Raw genomic sequence first — 20985 nt, 5'->3', positions numbered from 1 at the left:
TCACGTATGGCGATATTCACTCATAGAGATGAGTGTTATTTTACTCACAAACCCCAAGGATGATCATGAATAACCATTTTGACCAACACCGTGCAATCGCGAACGCATCCGTTATCAATGGCATCAAAGCGCGACGTTTTTCAGCGCCCTTGCTTGCGATGGCGGCGCTTTTAACCTTAGCAGGGTGTAGCAATGGTCAAAATGATGCAAATGATGATGTCAGCCCAGACGCCGCTGAGACCGCAGCGACGGGTGATGTGTTACGTATTGGTACCGAAGGCGCTTATGCCCCCTTTAACTATACCAATGCGGATGGCACCCTTGGTGGTTTTGATGTTGATATTGCCAACGCTATCTGTGCCGATATGAAGGTAACATGTGAAATCACGGCGCAAGATTGGGACGGTATCATCCCGGGTCTAAAAGCGGGTAAGTACGATGCGATTGTGGCCGCTATGTCGGTGACGCCTGAGCGTGAGCAACAAGTCAGCTTTACAGAGCCGTACTTTAGCAATACCTTGGTGTTTTTGGCCAAAAAAGACAGCAGCTTCGATCCTAGCAATAGCGATGATATCAATGCGCATTCTATTGCCGCTCAGCGCTCGACCATTTCTTCGCAGTGGTTAGAAAAGGTTTATCCAAATGCTGATATGAAGCTTTATGACACACTAAGTAATGCGTTTTTGGATTTGGGTTCGAATCGTGTCGATGCGATGGTATCTGATAAGCTGCCAGCGCTAGAATGGCTTGGCTCCACCTCAGGCAGTCAGTATGCGCTCAAAGGTCAAGAGATTGACATCAATGATAATTTTGCCATCGCGGTGCGTCCAGGTGATGCATTGCAAGCAAAAATTAATAAGTCATTGGTCAATATTAAAGCGAATGGCACTTACGATAAAATCAATCAAAAATATTTTGCGATTCCAGCGTCAAGCTCGACGGTCACTACTGAGCCGACAGAAAAACCTGCTGAATAAGTCTTAAAATACATTTAGCACTGTTGCATCGTAATCGTGAGAATAGTGATTTTTAATAGGTTAGTTTGAACTCCATTTCATAGGAAGGGTATTGCTTCAATAGCGATATCCTTTTTTTGTTTTTTATAAAAAATAGTTCGGTCTTGTGATATTGACTGTTCGGTTTGTAAAAATATGACTAATCTAATGCATTTTTAAGAAGATAAGCGTCTATTTAAGCACTGCTTTTACGTGTGAGTATTAACATAGCTGGCAGCGAATATGATAAAATCAGCGCTCATTTCTACTGTGTCAATTTCCGCTGCAATAATCGTATTGATTTGACGTCGATCTATGACGCAAATCACCAAGGTCTATTTGGTATAAAATACGCTTATCAGCAGCGCTCAGCGATTGATGCTGATTCTTTTAACTCATATTTTGCAAATTGCTAATATAAAGAGACTGAGTGGATAATTGTGTTTGATTTACAAGGATTTGGCGCGCTACTACTGAGCGGCGCTACCGTCACCATCAAGCTTGCCATGACCAGTTTAGTCATCGGCATGGCTTTAGGGCTGCTCGGTGCCACAGCTAAGCTGTCCAACGTCTGGCTGCTGCGTAAAATTGCGACTGTATATACAGCGACAATGCGCGGTATTCCAGAGTTGCTATTGGTACTGTTTATCTATTACGGTGGCTCTATGCTGCTGATGACGATTCTCAAGAAATTCGGCTATAACGAATATGTTGAGATTAGTGCCTTTTGGGGTGGCGTGATGGCGTTGTCTATCGCGTTTGGCGCTTATGCGACTGAAATTTTTCGCATGTCGATCCAAGAGATTCCGATAGGGCAGAAGGAGGCGGCACAAGCGATTGGTATGCGTCCTTTTCAGACGTTTTATCGCATTACCTTGCCACAAGTTTGGCAGATTGCGTTGCCAGGATTGGGCAATTTGTTTTTGGTGTTGCTCAAAGATACCGCATTGGTATCAGTTGTGGGTCTCAAAGACATCATGTATCAGGCGTCACGTGCCGCCCAATCAACGCAGCAGCCATTTACTTTTTATATGGCAGCGGCGATTATTTATCTGGGTTTAACCATGTTGATTACTGGTTTTATGATGTGGCTCGAATGGCGCGCCAATCCAGCGGCACGCTACGCTAAAAAGCTGAGCCGTCAGTCAACCCACCGTCAATCGACCATAGGATAGAGGAGAAATACTATGGATTGGAATTGGCAGGTCATTTTTGATAGTATTCCTGATTTATTAAACGGGGCAGTATTGACCGTACAGCTGGTAGTTATCTCAGGTATTATCGGTCTATTTTTTGGTTTGGTTTTAGCCCAGTTGCGCTTGTCAAAAAATTGGCTGGTACAGATACTACCATTTTCTTATATCTTCTTCTTCCGTGGCACGCCGCTGCTGGTACAGATATTTTTGATTTATTATGGTCTAGGACAGTTTGAGGCCATACGGAATTCGTTCTTATGGGAACCTGTGCTCAGTCAAGCGTATTGGTGTGCCATCATTGCCTTTACCATGAATACCAGTGCTTATTTGGCAGAAATCATTCGCGGTGCGATTCAGACTATTCCTGTTGGTGAGCTCGAAGCAGCTGACGCTATCGGTATGTCGAAATGGCAGAAGCTTACGCGTATTACCTTACCCCGTGCCTTTGGTATTGTCATTCCAGCTTATAGCAATGAAGTGATCTTTATGCTAAAAGGCAGTGCGCTTGCGTCAACCATCGCTTTGATGGATATCACGGGTGTCGCTCGAACCATTAGTGCGCGAACTTATACCTTGATGGAGCTGTTCTTTGCTGCTGGTATTATTTACCTTCTATTATCATGGGTGATTCTGTTTAGCTTTAGGTTGTTTGAAAAAAGAATGAACCGCCACACAAGCTATGTACCGCCTGATGTAATGACCAATACCATACCTTAATGGTTTGGCTCAAAATAATGCTAAACAAAATAATAGCGGGTTAATATCTTAATATTAACCCGCTATTATTTTGTTTAGCTGCCATTTATCTCATTTTTATGGCTATTTTTAAAATGAAGATAAGCCCTAGAAAAATAGCGACAGATAGTGCAGTATGTATGACCAACCTATCAATAATCTGCTGTGAGTGCCTAGTATGAGCCAATCACCCCATATGTCGTTAATCAATGCGATTGCTGCCAGTGTCAATGATGACGCGAGCATCGCAATGGTTAACGATAGCGTACGTGCATCCATCGGCAAGGTGGTCTGTGTCGGTCGTAACTATGCGGAACACGCCCGCGAGCTTGGCAATGAGATACCAAAATCACCCATCTTATTTATGAAACCAGCATCGTCAGTGGTCAGTGTGCGTCATGATATCGTCCGTCCCAATCCAGCAATATATGGTGAGACCCATTATGAAGCTGAGCTGTGTGTGCAATTAGCAGCAGACTTATCGGCAGCCACGCTTGAACAAGCACAGCAAGCGATAGGTGGCGTGACTTTGGGGCTGGATTTGACCTTACGTGACTTGCAAAGTAAGCTCAAAGAAAAAGGTCATCCATGGGAGCGTGCTAAGTGTTTCGATGGTGCCTGTGTACTTGCTGATTGGATTGATCCGCAAGCTTTTAGTGATTTTAGCCATGTCGAATATCAGCTTTATATTAATGATGAGTTGAAGCAAGATGGTGACAGTGCCTTGATGCTATTTCCAGCGTATGAATTACTGGCAGAGATTAGCCATGCCTTTAGCTTACAAGCAGGTGACGTGATTATGACTGGAACGCCGAGCGGCGTTGGCATATTACAAGCAGGCGATGCGTTAAAGTTGAAGCTCGGTGCCCATGAATGGCAGGCTAAGGTTCAATAAATTTTTATAGCAGTACTATTTTATCAGTCGTCAAATGCAGCGACGCCATCAAAAAATCCCAAGTTAACGCTTGGGATTTTTTTCGTTTTATGAGGTGCTCACAAAGTGCTGTCATGAGAATGTCATCTATGTTTCAACGTTCTGTCATAAACTCTCGGTAGACTTAGGCGTAATTCGTATTTTTGTGGTGGTAATTGTAAAGCCGCGACCAACTCTCCGCCAATCCAGCCTAACAGCAAGGTGACTGATAATGACATTATTGAATAATAAACAACCACTTGCCCATGAAGTCGTTGAAGATTCTAATCCGACCGACAATATCGATTTTCAAACCATTATTAGTCGTCGTTTAAATCGTCGTAGTATCCTAAAAGGTGGCACAGGATTGACGGCGGCGGCTTTTTTTGGGGCGTTACCTTTGGTTGGCTGTAGCGATGATGATGACAGCAGTCCTATCAAAAATACTGATAATAACGCGGCTATTCCTGCACAGGGCGATCTCAAACGTCCCGAAACTTTGAAGTTTACGGCAGTGGCGCATTCAACTGCCGAAACGATGAGCGTGGCAGCAGGCTATAAAGCCGAGATGATATTACCACTTGGTACGCCGCTGATATCTGGTATCGATGATTGGAAAGACAATCGAGAGCAGTCGGCAGAGTCATTCGAATGGCGCATGGGTGATAACCATGATGGCATGTGGTTCTTTGGTAAAAAGGGCGGCGCTTATGATGCTAAAGCGGCAGAGAATGGGCTGCTAGTGATGAATCATGAATATGTAAATAGTAATGAGCTGAGTCCGTTTGGCTATCATGTGATCCAAGATAATAATGCCGCGCCCATCTTTCAAAATCGTCGCCTCGCAAGTGACGTGCGTAGGGAAGTTAATTGCCATGGGGTAGCAGTGGTTGAGATGAAACGTCGCGCTGATGGCATGGGCTATGAGATGGTAGCTGATTCGAAATATAATCGCCGTCTCACGAGTAGTAGTACAGCGCAGTTAACAGGGCCCGTTGCGGGCTCTGATTTGGTCAAGACTAAGTTTGATCCGACAGGCTTTCAGACTCGCGGCATCAATAATAACTGCGGTGCAGGTTTGTCACCTTGGGGCACCTATCTGACCACCGAAGAGAACTTTTTAGGGGTATTCGCCCGTGGGCAAGACGCTAGCCAATTAAGTGATGGGCAAAATTATGGTCGCGAGCGCTACGGTGCAACAGAGGATTTCCCAGGTTGGGAGTATCTGTGGCACACACCTGAAGCCAAAGATGCCAAGATAGCCGATGAGTTTTCGCGCTGGGATATGACTGCTGTCGGTACCAGTGCGGCTGACGATTATCGTAATGGCTTTAATACCTTTGGCTATATCACCGAAATTGACCCTTTTGACCAAAACTCTATGCCGCAAAAACGTACGGCACTGGGACGTTTTGCCCATGAAAACTGTGCTTATGCCCCCGTCGAACAAGGCAAACCGGTGGTCTTTTATATGGGCGATGATGCTCGCGGCGAATATATTTATAAGTTTGTCTCCAAAGTCACATGGTCAAATAGTGATATCGGCGGTGGCTTAAAAGCGGGCGATAAGTATTTGAATGATGGCACGCTCTATGTTGCTATCTTTAATGAAGATGGCAGCGGTGAATGGAAAGCACTCGTCCATAGTCAAAACGGACTGGATGCCTCCAATACAGTATTGCCTTTTAATGGGCAGGATGAGGTTCTGGTTTTTGCTCGTGCCGCAGCAGATGTGGTCGGTGCAACCAAAATGGATCGACCAGAGTGGGTATCGGTTAGCCCTATGACGGGTGAGGTATACGTCACATTGACCAATAATAAATACCGCGGCGTACGTGAGGATCAACCTGTCTCAGCCTCTAATCCGCGTAGCTATCAGGCAGGTGAAAAAGCGGCAGGTAATGACAACGGTCATATCATTCGCTGGGCAGAAGCAGGTGGCGATCATGCGGCCATGAGTTTTGAGTGGGATATTTATCTGTTTGCTACGCCTTATGATCTGGCCGCAGAAAATTTGTCACAGTTAAATGATAGCAATGATTTGTCTTCTCCCGATGGTTTGTACTTCGATCCGCGTGGCGTATTATGGATTCAGAGCGATGATGGCGCTTATACCGATATCAGCAGTTGTATGTTACTGGCGGCGCTGCCGGGTAAAGTCAGTGATGGGACAGCCATAACGACCTCAGCAGGACAACAAACACGAGTTGGGATGCCTGCTAGTAATGACAATATCAAACGTTTTTTTGTCGGTCCTGAAGGTTGTGAAGTCACAGGTATTACCATGGCTCCTGACTTTAAAACCTTATTTATCAATATTCAGCATCCGGGTAATACTTGGGGCGCTATTGCTGGAGGCAGTACGCCGCGCTCAGCGACCGTGATGATTACGCGCGAAGATGGCGATGTCATACTGGCAGAGTCGTTTGTCTAGTTAGACATTTGCATGAGTAATGATGTTTCTTACTCAACACATAAATCCCAAGTCATGGCTTGGGATTTTGTATTTTGGAGGATAGTTATTAATATGCAAGCATTGGTATTAAAGGATAGCGCCTTTCTTTGACAATAAAGATACTTGATAGTTAAATCATTCTCTTCTGTTTATGACAATTACAGGATAGTATGGAAAATCCCTTCAACTGCTTGATATGTTAACACTATGACCAGTCCAAAACCTTTAGAAACCATTCATGATTTATTTGCCACCACTCGGCGTCCAACTGCTATTGAGTCGGATACTGGTGAAGGTTTTCAGGGCGATGTCTATGAAGAGTTGGCGAAACTCGAATATATCTATGTCGATGAGCTGAGCGCCGAGACGGTGGACAACAGTTATAGCAAACCGCATCAGCCTATTACGTTGGTTGATTTTTTTGAAGGCTTGGCTCAGTTGGCAACGATGGGCGTGGTGGAAGTCACTGATATTGTAGAGGCTATCCATCGTGAGATTCTGCTGCGTCCTTTAGGGCGGTTTAATAAAGGCAATATTGAGCACTGGCAGCGCGGTATCACAGGGCGGATTTATGGCACGGTGCGTTATACGATGCAATTGGTGGGCAATAATCTTGCCTCAGGGCTGCGTCTTTATAACACTGTTTCTAAACCCAAAAAAATACAACCTTTACCCAAAAACTTACGTCGCTTGGTCAATATTCTAAATGGCGTCATGGGCGATCACCTTATCACTCATCACAACCCATTGGCAGTATCGATGGTGCTATATGATGAATACAATCGTGTACAAAGTGGCGCGCTGTCAGGGCGTGTTATTATCTTATGCCATGGGCTTTGTATGAGTCACTTGAGCTGGCAAGTATCTGGAGAAGGCAATTTGGGTGAAGCGTTGGTCAATCACTTGCCAAAAGCGACGGTTCTGTATTTAAACTATAATACGGGTCGGCGTATTTCTAGCAACGGACGTAGCTTTGCAAAAGTCTTGCAAGATTTGGTGGAGAATAATCCCGACGTCACTCAAATAGATTTAATCGGTCATAGTATGGGCGGTTTGTTGAGCCGTAGTGCGCTATTTTATGGTAAAGAGCAGGGCTTTAGCTGGGTCAAACGCGTGGGCAATCTTGTCACCTTAGGCTCACCGCATCATGGCGCAAGCTTGGAGCAGATTGGACATTTTGTTCAAGATAAAATCGCTAAGCTGCCTTTTGCAGGATCATTGGCTAAATTGGGCGACTTGCGTAGCGCTGGTATTATAGATTTACGTTACGGCAGTATTCGCGATGCTGATTGGAAGTCTACCGCAGGGCGCAGCGTGCTGCCAGCAGAGTTTCGTCATCCCACGCGTTTGCCCCTGCATGTGAATACCTATTTAGTAGCGGCAGCTTTGATTGAAACTCATTATGAATCTAAGACCACAAGTTTGCTTGGAGACGGGTTGGTCTCAGTAGAGTCAGCGCTCGGCGAATATACCGAAGAGCATACGCTAGCAGTACCAGAGGGACATAAGGCGATTTTTTATGGGGTCAATCACATGAATTTAATCTACAGCGATAGAGTACATGAGCAAGTTATTGCTTGGCTGTTGGATAATAGGCTAGGCGATGCCCATGATGCAAAGTATGGGCTTGATAGTCGTATCTATTCTTATCCAGAAGTGGATGAAGTAGCCAATTAAGCGTGCTCGAAACCATTTATATCGTCAGTCATAAATTTCAAGCCCTGACATTAAAAACCCCCAAGCGTCACACTTGAGGGTTTTTTTATTACTAAGCGAGCTGCACTAAATCCTAATTACTCAGAAAATATCGTGGTCACATCGTCTTTATTAAATTTATACATCTCGCCACAAAACCCGCAATCCATCTCAAAGTTACCGCCTTGCTCATCAATGATGTCTAAGGCTTCTGCTTCACCGATTTGCTCAATGGCCATCTCACATTTCTCACGTGAGCAGGTGCAACCAAATGATAATGCAACAGGATCGGGCGCGACGACATTTTCTTCATGATACAAGCGATAAAGGATTTCGTTGGCATCAAGCGTGGTCAACTCTTCAGCTTTCACTGTCCGTGTCAAAACGCTCAGACGCGTCCATAAATCATCGTCGATACCCGCATCTTGGTTTTGCTCGACTTCATAGGTTTCTTCAGCAGTACGAGGAAGCATCTGTACCAACATTCCACCCGCTTGCAGACCATCAGACGCCAAATTAATCAAGGTTGGAATCTGCGCCGATTGCTTTTGGTAGTGCGCTAAGCAGTCTGCCAAATTGTCATGGCTGCGCTCGACGATGCCTTGATAGGCTTCGCCGCCTTCAGGCTGAATGTTAATAAACAATACGCCTTGACCCATCGCACCCAATTCAGCAAATGCCTCTTTGGCATGAGTCATATTTTCCCAAGCCTGTACTTGCTCATCAGTCTCACCCTTCCAGCTAGCAAGGGCACGGATGATACCGTCTTGATTGCATTCTGCCATTGCCCAGTTTAGCAAGCTATCGCTGTCCGATGATTGCAATTGAATCGACAGATGACCATTGATTTTGACCGTGCCGATAAGCAAACTCGCTGCTGTCAGCATCTCACCCAATAAGCGCTTGATCGCTTCAGGATAAGGCTTTTGGGCTATCGTACTGGCATAGCTGCGTGATAGGCGCACCACATCACCGCGCACCGGCGAATCTTCAATAAAGAAACGTTGACGTACGTCATTGTCACTATGGTTGCCAGCGTTCTGGCTGTCCGTATTAGGGACTTGAGTATCTTGTGTCATAGGTCATTTATAGTATTAAGAAGTTGTTAGCTTTATGGGGATTCATCGTGATTTATCAATTGCTCTTTAGATATTGTTTAACAGATTAAAGACGTTTATTGGATAGTTATGGCGATACTAAACCCGATATCCTCAAAAAATAAGCCTCATTAAAAATTTTTTACCCACACCCGCTAATTTGTTGTACAGTAACATTAAGTTGCATTGTGATAAATAACAGCAACAACAACCGCATGGATGCGTGGCAATGAGGTCAATGAATAAGACCTGTGTCGTCCAAGCACTCATTCAATCTTGTGATAATGTGATAAAAGGATGTATCTCATGAGCTATCTATCTTCTAGGTCTTTCTCTAAACCTTTAACTCTCGCTGCTTTTATGGCGCTAGGTCTTGCAGGGTGTAATAACAGTAGCCAAACCAGCACTGATGCGCCAGCAGATGATGCAACAGCGACAGAAACCACTACCAACGGTACTCTACAAAAAATCAAAGACTCAGGTACTATCGTGGTCGGTCACCGTGACTCTTCTATTCCATTTTCTTATATCGCTGACGACCCAAATCAGCCGATTGGTTATGCGCACGATTTAGAGATGAAAGTCGTCGAAGCGGTTAAGCAAAAGCTAAACATGCCAGACCTCAACGTCCGTTATAACCTTATCACCTCACAAACCCGTATTCCCTTGGTACAAAACGGCACGGTCGACTTTGAATGTGGTTCAACCACCAACAACGAAGAGCGTCAAAAACAAGTGGCATTCTCCAACGGTTTCTTTGAAATCGGTACGCGTTTATTGACCAAAAAAGACTCAGGTATTCAAGATTTCGAAGACCTAAAAGGTAAGACCTTAGTCACCACCGCAGGCACAACTTCAGAGCGTTATATTCGTCAGTACAACGATGACAACAAAATGGACATGAATATCATCTCAGCAAAAGACCACGGCGAAGGCTTCCTTATGCTAGAAAATGGTCGCGCTGATGCCTTTATGATGGATGATGTACTACTTGCTGGCGAAAAAGCCAAAGCAAAAAATCCTGATGAATGGGTCATCGTCGGCACGCCGCAATCGTTTGAGATTTATGGTTGCATGATGCGTAAAGATGATCCTGAGTTCAAAGCAGTGGTCGATGAAGCGTTAGCGAATGTCTTTAAATCAGGGGAAATCAACAGCATTTATGACAAGTGGTTCTTAAACCCAATCCCACCAAAGAACGTCAATCTAAACTTTGAGATGTCTGACAACTTAAAAGCCTTGATTGCCAGTCCGCATGACAGCGCTCAGCCGAAAGTTGCGACGGCACAGTAATTATTGTCCTGCAACATAGCTTGCTTACGTGTTAAGACTGATGTTGATATCAATCTGAACACGTAGGATTTTCAGTCGCTGCTCGGAGAGACAACCATGAATTATAGCTGGAACTGGGGTGTGCTCTTTGAGCAGACTGGTATCGGTAATGAGCTTTATATCCATTGGATGATTACTGGTCTTGGCTGGCTACTATTGATTGGTAGTATCGCATGGGCCATTGCTATGGTCGTAGGTACTATCTTTGGCATCATGCGTACTTTGCCTAATAAGACCGCTCGTGCCATTGGCACCGCTTATGTGACATTTTTTCGTAATATTCCACTGCTTGTCCAATTGTTCTTTTGGTTTTATATTGCACCTGGCTGGCTCACGCCCACGATACAAGAGTGGTGGTATAAAGATTTATCTCCTAATACGTCAGCCATGCTCTCAGCAAGTATCGGTCTTGGCTTATTTACCGCCGCTCGTATCGTTGAACAGGTGCGTACAGGTATTGAGTCGTTGCCCGAAGGTCAGATCAATGCTGCTTATGCACTAGGCTTTAGTATTCCGCAAGTCTACAAAGAAGTACTGCTACCGCAGGCCTTTCGTATTATTTTGCCACCGCTCAGCTCTGAGCTGACCAACTGCTTCAAAAACGCCTCCGTCGCCTCATTAGTGGGGGTAATGGAGCTGATTAGTCAAACCAAAACCATCAGCGAATACACCCAAAACAGCATCGAGATTTATACCTACGCGACGATTATTTATTTAGTATTTAACTTATCTTTGATTGCTATTATGGGGTTAATTGAGCGCAAACTGCGTGTACCTGGGCTCATTGCAGGAGGTCAGAAATGAACATGATGACCGAATTGGCAACAGCCTATCCTGGTTTGATGGGCGGCATGATTACCACCTTAAAAGTGCTGTTTTTGGCGATTATTGGTGGTATTAGCTTAGGAACGGTATTGGCATTGATGCGCTTGTCTGGTATCAAAGCGCTTGAGATTCCAGCAAAGCTATACGTCAATTATTTTCGTTCTGTACCGCTACTACTGGTGCTACTGTGGTTTTACTTTGCCGTACCGATGATTTATTTTTGGATAGCGGGTAAGTATTTACAACTTGATGCTGCTTTTGCCTCTTGTGTGGTTGCTTTTATGATGTTTGAAGCCGCTTACTTTTCAGAGGTGGTGCGTGCTGGTATTCAATCGATTGGTAGTGGGCAGGTCAATGCCGCCAAAGCGCTGGGTATGACTTATGGGCAGACCATGCGTCTGGTTATTTTGCCACAAGCCTTTCGCAAAATGCTGCCGCTAATCTTGCAGCAGTGTATTATTTTATTCCAAGATACGACGTTGGTTTTCGCTATTGGTTTGACAGACTTTTTCCGTGCCGCCTATGTACGCGGTGAGCTGATGGGTTTGCTGACGCCTTACATTTTGGGTGCTGGTGCGGTGTATTTTATCATCAGTGTCAGTGCCTCCGTGGGTGTACAACAATTGCAAAAGCGTTTGCGATTTTGATAGATATTTATCTTGGCTTGCGCTTTTTGAGTGTTGAGGCTTTGGTTGAGTAGTTGATTTAACTTTTTTTAAATGACGATTATTAAAAACAATGTGGTTAGGAGCCAGTGATGAGCAAAGCTGATACATACTTAAATGCCTTTGGCGGACTGGTCACCAATAATGGTCATGCTAGTGATGAGATGGTCATTCAAATGTCCGATGTCAGCAAATGGTATGGGGATTTTCAAGTATTGAGTGATTGTACGGCGCATGTTCATAAAGGCGATGTCGTTGTCGTGTGCGGGCCATCAGGTAGTGGTAAGTCAACCTTGATTAAGACGGTCAATGGACTGGAGCCTTTTCAAGAAGGTGGGATCATGGTAAATGGTATCTCAGTTGGTGCGGCAAAAACCAATCTGCCAAAATTACGCAGCCGTGTCGGCATGGTCTTTCAGCATTTTGAGTTGTTTCCGCATTTGACCATTATTGATAATTTAACGGTCGCTCAAATTAAAGTATTGGGTCGCAAAGAGAGCGAGGCCAAGCAAAAAGCCATGGCATATTTAGATCGCGTTGGACTAACGGTACAGGCTGCGAAATATCCAGCCGAGCTCTCTGGTGGTCAGCAGCAGCGTGTTGCGATTGCACGAGCGCTGGCAATGGATCCTGTAGCGATGCTCTTTGATGAGCCGACCTCTGCGCTTGACCCTGAGATGATTCAAGAAGTACTTGATGTCATGGTTGAGCTGACTCGTGATGGCATGACCATGATGTGTGTGACCCATGAAATGGGCTTTGCCAGTCAAGTAGCCAACCGTATTATCTTTATGGACGAAGGTCATATTGTTGAGAACTGTAGTAAGGATGAGTTTTTTGAAGGGGCAAAAAGTGATCGCGCGCAACTTTTCTTATCGAAGATTTTGAATCACTAAAATCTCTATTTCATTATTTGAATTTTTTATAAATAGCATCTCTAAAAAGCGTCTATTAATAGGCGCTTTTTTTGTGGAAGTTGATTTATACCTTCAATTTGGATGCGTATGTGAGTGCATACCTGTTTACTGATACAATAGCGGTCAATATTTCTGATAATTAAAATAATTCATAAACCGTATTGGAGTTCATATGAGTGTAGAAAATTCATTAGTAGAATCATCTAAAGGTATCGTCATTATTGGTGCAGGTTTGGCAGGCTGGCATGTCATTGATGCCATTCGTGCAAAAGACAAAGACATCCCGATTACCTTAATTACTGCCGACAGTGGCGATCGTTATCACAAGCCAATGCTGACCATGGCGATTAGCCAAAAGAAAAGTGCAGCAGATTTGGTCAGAGCAACAGGCGTTGATGCCGCAGAAGCTGCAAATATTAAGCTACTTGCCAACACGCAAGTAACGGATGTTGATACGACCACTCAACAGTTGCAGCTTATCTCTGCGCTGCGCTCAGATCCCGTTTATACCAATTACGCCACAATCGGCTATGACAAGTTGGTGCTCGCCATGGGTGCGCATCCTATCTTCCCAAAAAGCTTGCCAGAGGATTTGGTATGGCACGTCAATCATATTGAGCGCTTTGGACAGTTGCAAGAAAAGCTAGCAACTGGCAGTCAGCACGTTGCCATCGTTGGTGCAGGTATGGTTGGGACGGAGATTGCAGAAGACTTATTAAAAGCCGGTCATCAAGTGACACTCATTGATTTAAACGATGCGCCACTATCACAAATGCTACCGCCAAAAGCAACTTCTCGTATCGCCCAAGCGGTCAAGTCGCAAGGGATTAACTTTTTAGGAGGGTATCAGGTATCTGCTATTACTCGTATCAGTGATGGAAAACTGCAGGTCAGTTATGAGGCGCTAGCATCAGCGACAGAAAGCAGTATTGCTGAGCCAATCGAACCACTCATCGTGGATCATGTGATTGCCAGTACAGGTTTGACGGTCGATGACAAACTGCCTACCGCAGCTGGTGTCGATTTTGACCGTCGCACTGGGATCGTGGTGGATGCGCCGACCTTGCGTACCAGTACAGCCAATATTTATGCGATTGGTGACTGTATGTCTATCGATGGTGTACCGTGTCGCTATGTCGCCCCATTACGCGCGCAGGCTGCTACCATTGCTGATGATGTGTTGGGCCTAGATCATAATGGCTATGAGCATAAACCGCCAATGATTCGTCTAAAAAACAAAGCAATCTCCGTCATGGTGACAGGTGTGCCAAAAGCGACTGGTAATTGGCAGGTCAAGACAGAAAGTGATGAAGAGCTGGTCATGGACTTGCTAAATGATAGTGATGAAGTCAGCGCAACAGTAACGATTAAATCGCCTGTAGCACCTACATTGTAACGATTAAAAAAGCTCTAAATCATAGCCAGTGTTGCTATCCTAATGCAGCGCTGGCTTTTTTATGTCTATCGTATCTTTTATATAAATAATCAACTTAATAAGATGGCGCAGCAATAGTAATCAATACGTCCTGTATCAATATTATTGACAGGCTTTCATTTAAGAGGCTATATTGGTTAGGGCTTGATTTAATTATAGTCTATGGTGACAGAGAATATTCAAGGAAGAATATGACATTTACCTTTGTAGTCTATTACCGCTCTGATAACAAACATTAAACAGCAAAACGAAAGGACTCGTTATGACTCAAGTTTCTGACTTTGAAAGTACTATTAATGAAAGTACGCCTAATAACAGTATTCTCAACAATATCCCTAAAGTTAATGTAGGCGTGCGTTCAGCAAATGCGCCACTCACCCAAAGCCATGATAAAGGCATTGATGTGTCGCTGATTGAAGCGACAATCGGTGATTTTTTTGATGCCATTGTCAATAAATATCCAGAGCGTGAAGCTTTGGTTTCTCGTCATCAAAATATTCGCTGGGCGTATCGCGAACTACAAGAGAAAGTTAATCAGTTAGCGAGTGCCATGATTGAAATGGGGCTAGAAATCGGTGATCGCATCGGTATCTGGTCACACAATAATGCTGAATGGCTTTTGATGCAATTGGCAACCGCGAAAGTCGGCGTTATCCTCGTCAATATCAATCCCGCTTACCGTACCTTTGAGCTGCAATATGCACTGAATAAGCTGGGCTGTTCGGCATTGGTATTAATGCGTCATTTCAAAAGCAGCGACTATACGCAAATGATTCGTGAGCTTTGTCCTGAGATTTATCATAAAGATTATACTCAGCTTGATTTGGTCGAGATTCCAACGATTGAGCGCATCATTTGGATTGACGAGCCAGCATCTGATGAAAATTTCAATTTTATGCAGAAATTCTCTGCTTGGATGGCAGAGGGTAACGCAAACGACCCTCGCGTCGCGGAGCGCCAAGCCCAGCTTAAGAATACCGATGCTATTAGTGTGCAGTTTACTAGTGGGACAACGGGTACACCAAAAGGCGCTACTTTAACGCATCGAAATATCTTGAATAATGGCTACTTCCTTGGCGAAGGTATGAGGCTGACAGAGGAGGATAGGCTATGCATTCCATTACCGCTTTATCACTGCTTTGGCATGGTAGGTGGTAATTTAGCTATTTTAACCCATGGTGGTTGCGCCGTTTATCCTAATGATGGCTTTGATCCGCTCACCGTATTGCAAACGGTCGAAAAAGAAAAATGTACCGCCTTGCTCGGCGTACCGACGATGTTTATCGCAGAGCTGGATCATCCAGACTTCGACAGTTTTGACTTGACCAGCTTACGTACTGGTATTATGGGCGGCTCTAGTTGTCCCATCGAAGTCATGCGCCGCGTCATGGATAAAATGCACATGAGCGAGGTGACGATTGCTTATGGCATGACCGAGACCAGTCCAGCTTCTTGTCAAACCAGCTCGCAAACACCCCTTGAAAAAAGAGTTTCTACCGTAGGGATGGTGCTGCCCGCGCTTGAGGTCAAAATCGTGGATACCGAAACGGGTGATGTCGTCCCGATTGGAGAGACGGGTGAATTACTCACTTATGGCTACGCGGTGATGAAAGGCTATTGGGGCAGCCGCTTTAAAACACGCGCGGCGATTACTGATGGCTGGATGCATACGGGTGATTTGGCGGTAATGGACGAAGATGGCTACATCACTGTGGTGGGACGTAGCAAGGACATGGTCATTCGCGGCGGCGAAAACATCTATCCAGTAGAAGTCGAAAACTATCTCTATCGTCATCCGAAGATTCGCGATGTACAAATTGTTGGTGTTCCTGATAAAAAGTACGGTGAGGTACTTGCGGCGTGGATTATTACAAAAGAGCCAAATAGCTTAAGCGAAGAAGAGGTAAGGCAGTTTTGTTGTGACCATATTGCTCATTATAAAGTGCCGACCTACTTTCGTTTCGTTGATGAATATCCAATGACCATCACTGGTAAAATTCAGAAATTCAAAATTGTTGAGCAAATGATAAAAGAATTGGGTCTGGAGTGATTTGAGACTATTAATCACTGGAAAAGCCAGCTTTTTTCTATATATGATAAGGCTGGCTTTTTTGATTTAAGTCATTCAGAAAATTCGTCACTTAATCATGACTGATGAATTTATCTTCATCTTATACTATCATTTTAAATGATACATATTGTATTACTATTATTGACAGCCTTCGATTTAAGACGGTATAGTAGCTAACGCTAGTTAAGACCTGTTCAAGGAAGAATGAATCGGCGATAGGCGACTAATAAGCACCATAAAAAGTAAAACGAAAGGACTCGTTATGACGCAAAATTCTGATTTTGATGCGACTCACATTGATTTTGATACTATTCTAAATAGCATTCCTAGTATTAATATGGGCGCACGCTCAGCAAATGCACCGCTTACCCAAAGCTATGATAAAGGTCCTGATGTGCCGCTCATTGAAGCGACTATCGGTGACTTTTTTGATGCTATTGTATCCAAATATCCAGAGCGCGAAGCCTTGGTTTCTCGCCATCAAAATATTCGCTGGACCTACCGAGAATTGCAACAGCAAGTCAATCAGTTAGCGAGTGCCATGATTGAAATGGGGCTGGAAATCGGTGATCGCATCGGTATCTGGTCACACAATAATGCTGAATGGCTGCTCATGCAATTAGCAACGGCAAAAGCCGGTATTATCCTTGTCAATATCAATCCTGCCTATCGTACCTTTGAGCTGCAATATGCCTTGAATAAATTGGGCTGTTCAGCGCTTGTACTCATGCGCCATTTCAAAACCAGCGATTACGCCAGTCTCATCAGTGAACTGTGTCCTGAGATTTATCATAAAGACTACACCCAGCTTGATTTGGTCGAGATTCCAACGATTGAGCGTATCATTTGGATTGATGAGCCATCATCTGAAGAAACCTTTGGCTTTATGCAGAAATTCTCTGCATGGATGGCGGAAGGCGATGCTAACGATCCACGGGTTGCAGAGCGCCAAGCCCAACTCAAAAACACCGATGCTATCAATGTTCAGTTCACCAGTGGCACGACTGGTACGCCAAAAGGTGCAACATTAAGCCATCGTAATATTCTTAACAACGGTTACTTCATCGGTGAGGCTATGAATCTCACAGAAGAGGACAGACTCTGTATTCCAGTGCCACTCTACCATTGTTTCGGTATGGTGCTTGGTAACTTAGCTATTCTCACGCATGGTGGTTGTATCGTTTATCCGAACGATGGTTTTGAGCCATTGACTGTGTTGCAAGCCGTCGAAGAAGAAAAATGTACGGGTTTGCACGGTGTGCCAACGATGTTTATCGCTGAGCTTGACCATCCAGAGTTTAAAAACTTTGATTTATCGACTTTGCGTACTGGCATCATGGCGGGCTCTAGTTGTCCGATCGAAGTCATGCGCCGCGTCATCGACGAGATGCATATGAGTGAAGTCACCATTGCATATGGCATGACAGAGACCAGTCCAGTGTCTTGCCAGACCAATGAGCACACGCCACTTGATAAACAAGTCTCAACCGTTGGTTTAGTACAGCCTGCGCTTGAAGTCAAAGTCATCAATACTGAAACCGGTGAGACTGTCGCATTGGGCGAGACCGGTGAGTTACTGACACGTGGTTATTCAGTGATGAAAGGCTATTGGGGCAGTCGCTTCAAAACCCGCGCAGCCATCCAAGACGGTTGGATGCATACGGGTGATTTGGCTACGATGGATGAAGACGGTTATGTCAAAATCGTTGGTCGTAGTAAAGACATGGTGATTCGTGGCGGTGAGAATATTTATCCGGTCGAAATCGAAAACTATCTCTATCGTCATCCGAAGATTCGAGATGTGCAAATCGTCGGTATTCCTGATAAAAAGTATGGTGAAGTACTCGCGGCGTGGATTATTCCTAAAGAAGCAGACAGCTTGACGGAAGAAGACGTTCGCGAGTTCTGTAGCGAGCATATTGCCCATTATAAAGTACCGACTTATTATCGTTTCGTGACTGAATATCCAATGACCATCACTGGAAAAATTCAGAAATATAAAATTATTGAGCAGATGATAGAAGAGCTGAGTCTATAGAAATTTGACCACTCTTATCTGTTATTTTATGAGTAAGATATATGAGTAAAAGCTAAAATAAAGCATAAAATAAAAAAGCCACTCGCATTTACGCATTAAAGAAAAGGGATGTCATGAGCGCTATCATAACCAGTAAACTGAGTCCGAACGCCGCTGAATTTCAGCAAAACAGTGCCGCAATGCAAGCGGTGGTCGATGACCTATATGGCCACTTACGTAAAGTCGTGCAAGGCGGTTCAGAGCGTGCACGTGCCAAGCATTTAGCCCGTGGCAAACTCTTGCCTCGTGAGCGTGTTGAGCGTTTGCTCGATGTGGGTACGCCATTTTTAGAAGTGGCACCGATGGCCGCGCACGATATGTATGGCGAAGAGATTCCAGCGGCAGGCGTGATTGCGGGTATCGGTCGTATCAATGGCATTGAGTGTATGATTGTCTGTAATGATGCCACGGTAAAGGGTGGCACTTACTACCCAATGACGGTCAAAAAACATCTGCGTGCACAAGAAATCGCGCAAGAAAACAATTTGCCTTGTGTTTATTTGGTGGATTCAGGCGGGGCTAACTTACCCAATCAAGATGATGTGTTCCCCGATAAAGAACACTTTGGTCGCATCTTCTTTAATCAGGCCAATATGAGTGCCGCCGGTATTCCACAGATTGCCGTGGTCATGGGCAGCTGTACGGCTGGCGGGGCTTATGTGCCAGCGATGAGTGATGAGTCGATCATCGTGAAAGACCAAGGTACTATCTTTTTGGGTGGTCCTCCACTGGTAAAAGCGGCGACAGGTGAAGAGGTCACGGCGGAAGACTTGGGCGGCGGCGATGTGCATACTCGTCTGTCGGGGGTCGTCGACCACTTAGCACAGAGCGATACCCATGCATTGTCGATTGCGCGTAACATCGTTAGCCATCTAAATCGTCCTGCGAAGCAAGTGCCCAATCAAATCAAACCGCGTCCACCACGCTATGATGCCAAAGAGTTATATGGCGTCATTCCAACCGATAAGCGCAAGCCATTTGATATCAAAGAAATCATTGCTCGTATCGTCGATGACAGTGCTTTTGATGAATTTAAATCACGATTTGGCACGACGCTGGTTTGCGGATTCGCTCATATCGAAGGGATGCCAGTCGGTATCATCGCCAACAACGGTATCTTATTTAGTGAGTCAGCGCAAAAAGGCACGCACTTCATTGAGCTGTGCTGTAAACGCAAAATTCCATTAGTATTTTTACAAAATATCACAGGCTTTATGGTCGGGCGTAAGTACGAAAATGAAGGCATTGCCCGTCACGGTGCCAAAATGGTTATGGCAGTAGCCAATGCAAAAGTACCGAAATTTACGGTCATCGTCGGTGGTTCGTTTGGTGCTGGTAACTACGGCATGTGCGGCCGCGCTTATAGCCCGCGTTTCTTATGGATGTGGCCAAATGCCCGCATCTCTGTGATGGGCGGCGAGCAAGCAGCATCGGTACTGGCAACAGTTAAGCGTGACAATTTTGACCGTAAAGGTGAGACATGGAGTGAGGAAGACGAAGCGGCATTTAAAGCACCGATTCGTGAGATGTATGAAAAGCAAGGTCACCCATATTATGCCACCGCACGTTTATGGGATGATGGCGTGATTGACCCTGCTGATACCCGTCATGTATTAGCATTAGGGTTAAGCGCTGCGTATAACGCGCCGATCGAAGAGACGACGTTTGGTATTTTTAGAATGTAATCATCCTAAGGTCTGCCTAAATAATGAGATATCAAATATAGAGAAAGTTATGCAAAAAGACAGTGATAAAAATTATAAAAGCCTATTGGTTAAAGTGGAACAACACGTTGCTACGGTGACCTTAAATCGCCCTGAGATACGTAATGCTTTCAATGATGAAATGATTAATGAGCTAACCGATGCATTCAATACATTTGGTGCTGATGATGAGGTACGTGTCATTGTGCTAGCCGCTGCTGGCAAGGCATTTTGTGCGGGTGCTGATTTGAATTGGATGCGTGCCATGGCAGATTATAGCTACGAGGAAAACTTAGCAGACGCGGACAAATTAGCGCAAATGCTCAAAACTATTTACGAGTGCCCAAAGCCAACAGTCGCGGCTATTCAAGGTGATGTTTATGCAGGCGGCATGGGCTTAGTAGCCGTCTGTGATGTGGCCATCGCTGTCAAAATTGCAAACTTCTGCCTAAGTGAAGTGCGTTTGGGCTTAGCCCCTGCAACGATTAGCCCTTATGTCATCCGAGCGCTAGGCGCTAGAGCATCGCAGCGTTACTTCTTAAGTGCTGAAGTATTTGATGCTAAAAAGGCACGGCAGCTTGGCTTTATCCATGAGCGTGTTAGCGAAGAGTGGCTGGCTGATGAGGTCGCTATATTTTGTAGCAAAGTCGTCAAAAACAGCCCTGATGCAGTCAAAACTTGCAAGCAGCTATTACACGATGTCGCTGATGCTCCCATCACTGATAAGCTGATTGCCGATACGGTAAAAGGCATCGCTGATATTCGCTCATCAGAGCAAGGCAAAGAGGGCGTGCAGGCATTTTTGCAAAAGCGTAAACCTGATTGGCTAACAGCAGACTAACGACATAAATGAGTAAATAAACAAGACCTCAAA

At 44.8% G+C, this 20985-nt stretch carries 16 protein-coding genes; 15 read left to right on the top strand and 1 reads right to left on the bottom strand.

The features are described from left to right. Window positions 1–65: 65 nt before the first annotated feature. From JMX95_RS03240 to JMX95_RS03215, 6 genes are all read left to right on the top strand, one after another. Window positions 66–977, top strand: a complete 912-nt coding sequence (locus JMX95_RS03240) for an ABC transporter substrate-binding protein (protein ID WP_201552742.1) — start codon at window positions 66–68, stop codon at window positions 975–977. A gap of 458 nt (window positions 978–1435) precedes the next feature. Next, complete coding sequence (locus JMX95_RS03235) at window positions 1436–2170, top strand: ABC transporter permease (protein ID WP_045453595.1); 735 nt, start codon at window positions 1436–1438, stop codon at window positions 2168–2170. Window positions 2171–2182: 12 nt separating this feature from the next. Further along, entirely contained in the window at window positions 2183–2908 is a 726-nt protein-coding gene (locus tag JMX95_RS03230) for an ABC transporter permease (protein WP_045443544.1), read from the top strand. Between the two features lie 268 nt (window positions 2909–3176). Continuing rightward, a complete protein-coding gene (locus JMX95_RS03225) occupies window positions 3177–3821 on the top strand; it encodes a fumarylacetoacetate hydrolase family protein (RefSeq protein WP_227675953.1) in 645 nt (214 codons plus the stop codon). 250 nt (window positions 3822–4071) lie between these two features. Then, window positions 4072–6273 carry a PhoX family protein gene (locus tag JMX95_RS03220; protein WP_201552746.1) on the top strand — a complete coding sequence of 734 codons (2202 nt, stop codon included), beginning with the start codon at window positions 4072–4074 and terminating at the stop codon, window positions 6271–6273. 228 nt (window positions 6274–6501) lie between these two features. Continuing rightward, window positions 6502–7971, top strand: coding sequence for an esterase/lipase family protein (locus JMX95_RS03215; protein WP_201552747.1), 1470 nt, complete (start codon window positions 6502–6504; stop codon window positions 7969–7971). A gap of 116 nt (window positions 7972–8087) precedes the next feature. Here the strand turns inward: JMX95_RS03215 and JMX95_RS03210 are convergent, their stop codons facing one another. Beyond that, entirely contained in the window at window positions 8088–9068 is a 981-nt protein-coding gene (locus JMX95_RS03210) for an Hsp33 family molecular chaperone HslO (RefSeq protein WP_055123454.1), read from the bottom strand. A gap of 324 nt (window positions 9069–9392) precedes the next feature. Between JMX95_RS03210 and JMX95_RS03205 the strand changes: the two genes are divergently transcribed. The 9 genes from JMX95_RS03205 to JMX95_RS03165 all read left to right on the top strand — a co-directional run bounded on the left by JMX95_RS03205 (window position 9393) and on the right by JMX95_RS03165 (window position 20952). After that, window positions 9393–10379: a glutamate/aspartate ABC transporter substrate-binding protein gene (locus tag JMX95_RS03205; protein ID WP_045453598.1), complete on the top strand. Its 987-nt coding sequence runs from the start codon at window positions 9393–9395 to the stop codon at window positions 10377–10379. A gap of 96 nt (window positions 10380–10475) precedes the next feature. Beyond that, window positions 10476–11222 (top strand): amino acid ABC transporter permease, encoded by a 747-nt coding sequence (locus JMX95_RS03200; protein ID WP_055123453.1) that lies wholly within the window; start codon window positions 10476–10478, stop codon window positions 11220–11222. Then, a complete protein-coding gene (locus JMX95_RS03195) occupies window positions 11219–11890 on the top strand; it encodes an ABC transporter permease subunit (protein ID WP_060490392.1) in 672 nt (223 codons plus the stop codon). The genes JMX95_RS03200 and JMX95_RS03195 overlap by 4 nt, the downstream gene beginning before the upstream one ends. A gap of 182 nt (window positions 11891–12072) precedes the next feature. After that, window positions 12073–12804: an amino acid ABC transporter ATP-binding protein gene (locus JMX95_RS03190; protein WP_045443837.1), complete on the top strand. Its 732-nt coding sequence runs from the start codon at window positions 12073–12075 to the stop codon at window positions 12802–12804. A 193-nt stretch (window positions 12805–12997) separates the two neighbouring features. Beyond that, a complete protein-coding gene (locus JMX95_RS03185) occupies window positions 12998–14221 on the top strand; it encodes an FAD-dependent oxidoreductase (RefSeq protein ID WP_201552748.1) in 1224 nt (407 codons plus the stop codon). A gap of 301 nt (window positions 14222–14522) precedes the next feature. Further along, window positions 14523–16310: an AMP-binding protein gene (locus JMX95_RS03180; protein WP_201552749.1), complete on the top strand. Its 1788-nt coding sequence runs from the start codon at window positions 14523–14525 to the stop codon at window positions 16308–16310. 283 nt (window positions 16311–16593) lie between these two features. Continuing rightward, window positions 16594–18369, top strand: a complete 1776-nt coding sequence (locus JMX95_RS03175) for an AMP-binding protein (RefSeq protein ID WP_201552754.1) — start codon at window positions 16594–16596, stop codon at window positions 18367–18369. A gap of 113 nt (window positions 18370–18482) precedes the next feature. Further along, window positions 18483–20093 carry a carboxyl transferase domain-containing protein gene (locus JMX95_RS03170; protein WP_201552756.1) on the top strand — a complete coding sequence of 537 codons (1611 nt, stop codon included), beginning with the start codon at window positions 18483–18485 and terminating at the stop codon, window positions 20091–20093. Between the two features lie 49 nt (window positions 20094–20142). Further along, window positions 20143–20952, top strand: coding sequence for an enoyl-CoA hydratase/isomerase family protein (locus tag JMX95_RS03165; RefSeq protein WP_201552758.1), 810 nt, complete (start codon window positions 20143–20145; stop codon window positions 20950–20952). The last annotated feature ends 33 nt before the right edge of the window (window positions 20953–20985 follow it).

Origin of the sequence: Psychrobacter sp. NC44, from assembly GCF_904846655.1 — a bacterium.
In the GTDB taxonomy this organism is placed as follows: Bacteria; Pseudomonadota; Gammaproteobacteria; order Pseudomonadales; family Moraxellaceae; genus Psychrobacter.
Note: the sequence above shows the minus strand (reverse complement) of the source record. Positions and strands in the feature narration are given on the sequence as shown.

Bases quoted from the DNA above. Each gene is read 5' to 3' on its own strand.
- JMX95_RS03195 (WP_060490392.1), top strand. From the start codon at position 11,219: ATGAACATGATGACCGAATTGGCAACAGCCTATCCTGGTTTGATGGGC.
- JMX95_RS03185 (WP_201552748.1), top strand. From the start codon at position 12,998: ATGAGTGTAGAAAATTCATTAGTAGAATCATCTAAAGGTATCGTCATT.
- JMX95_RS03230 (WP_045443544.1), top strand. From the start codon at position 2,183: ATGGATTGGAATTGGCAGGTCATTTTTGATAGTATTCCTGATTTATTA.
- JMX95_RS03180 (WP_201552749.1), top strand. From the start codon at position 14,523: ATGACTCAAGTTTCTGACTTTGAAAGTACTATTAATGAAAGTACGCCT.
- JMX95_RS03215 (WP_201552747.1), top strand. From the start codon at position 6,502: ATGACCAGTCCAAAACCTTTAGAAACCATTCATGATTTATTTGCCACC.
- JMX95_RS03210 (WP_055123454.1), bottom strand. From the start codon at position 9,068: ATGACACAAGATACTCAAGTCCCTAATACGGACAGCCAGAACGCTGGC.
- JMX95_RS03220 (WP_201552746.1), top strand. From the start codon at position 4,072: ATGACATTATTGAATAATAAACAACCACTTGCCCATGAAGTCGTTGAA.
- JMX95_RS03200 (WP_055123453.1), top strand. From the start codon at position 10,476: ATGAATTATAGCTGGAACTGGGGTGTGCTCTTTGAGCAGACTGGTATC.
- JMX95_RS03225 (WP_227675953.1), top strand. From the start codon at position 3,177: ATGGTTAACGATAGCGTACGTGCATCCATCGGCAAGGTGGTCTGTGTC.
- JMX95_RS03170 (WP_201552756.1), top strand. From the start codon at position 18,483: ATGAGCGCTATCATAACCAGTAAACTGAGTCCGAACGCCGCTGAATTT.
- JMX95_RS03175 (WP_201552754.1), top strand. From the start codon at position 16,594: ATGACGCAAAATTCTGATTTTGATGCGACTCACATTGATTTTGATACT.
- JMX95_RS03205 (WP_045453598.1), top strand. From the start codon at position 9,393: ATGAGCTATCTATCTTCTAGGTCTTTCTCTAAACCTTTAACTCTCGCT.
- JMX95_RS03165 (WP_201552758.1), top strand. From the start codon at position 20,143: ATGCAAAAAGACAGTGATAAAAATTATAAAAGCCTATTGGTTAAAGTG.
- JMX95_RS03240 (WP_201552742.1), top strand. From the start codon at position 66: ATGAATAACCATTTTGACCAACACCGTGCAATCGCGAACGCATCCGTT.
- JMX95_RS03190 (WP_045443837.1), top strand. From the start codon at position 12,073: ATGGTCATTCAAATGTCCGATGTCAGCAAATGGTATGGGGATTTTCAA.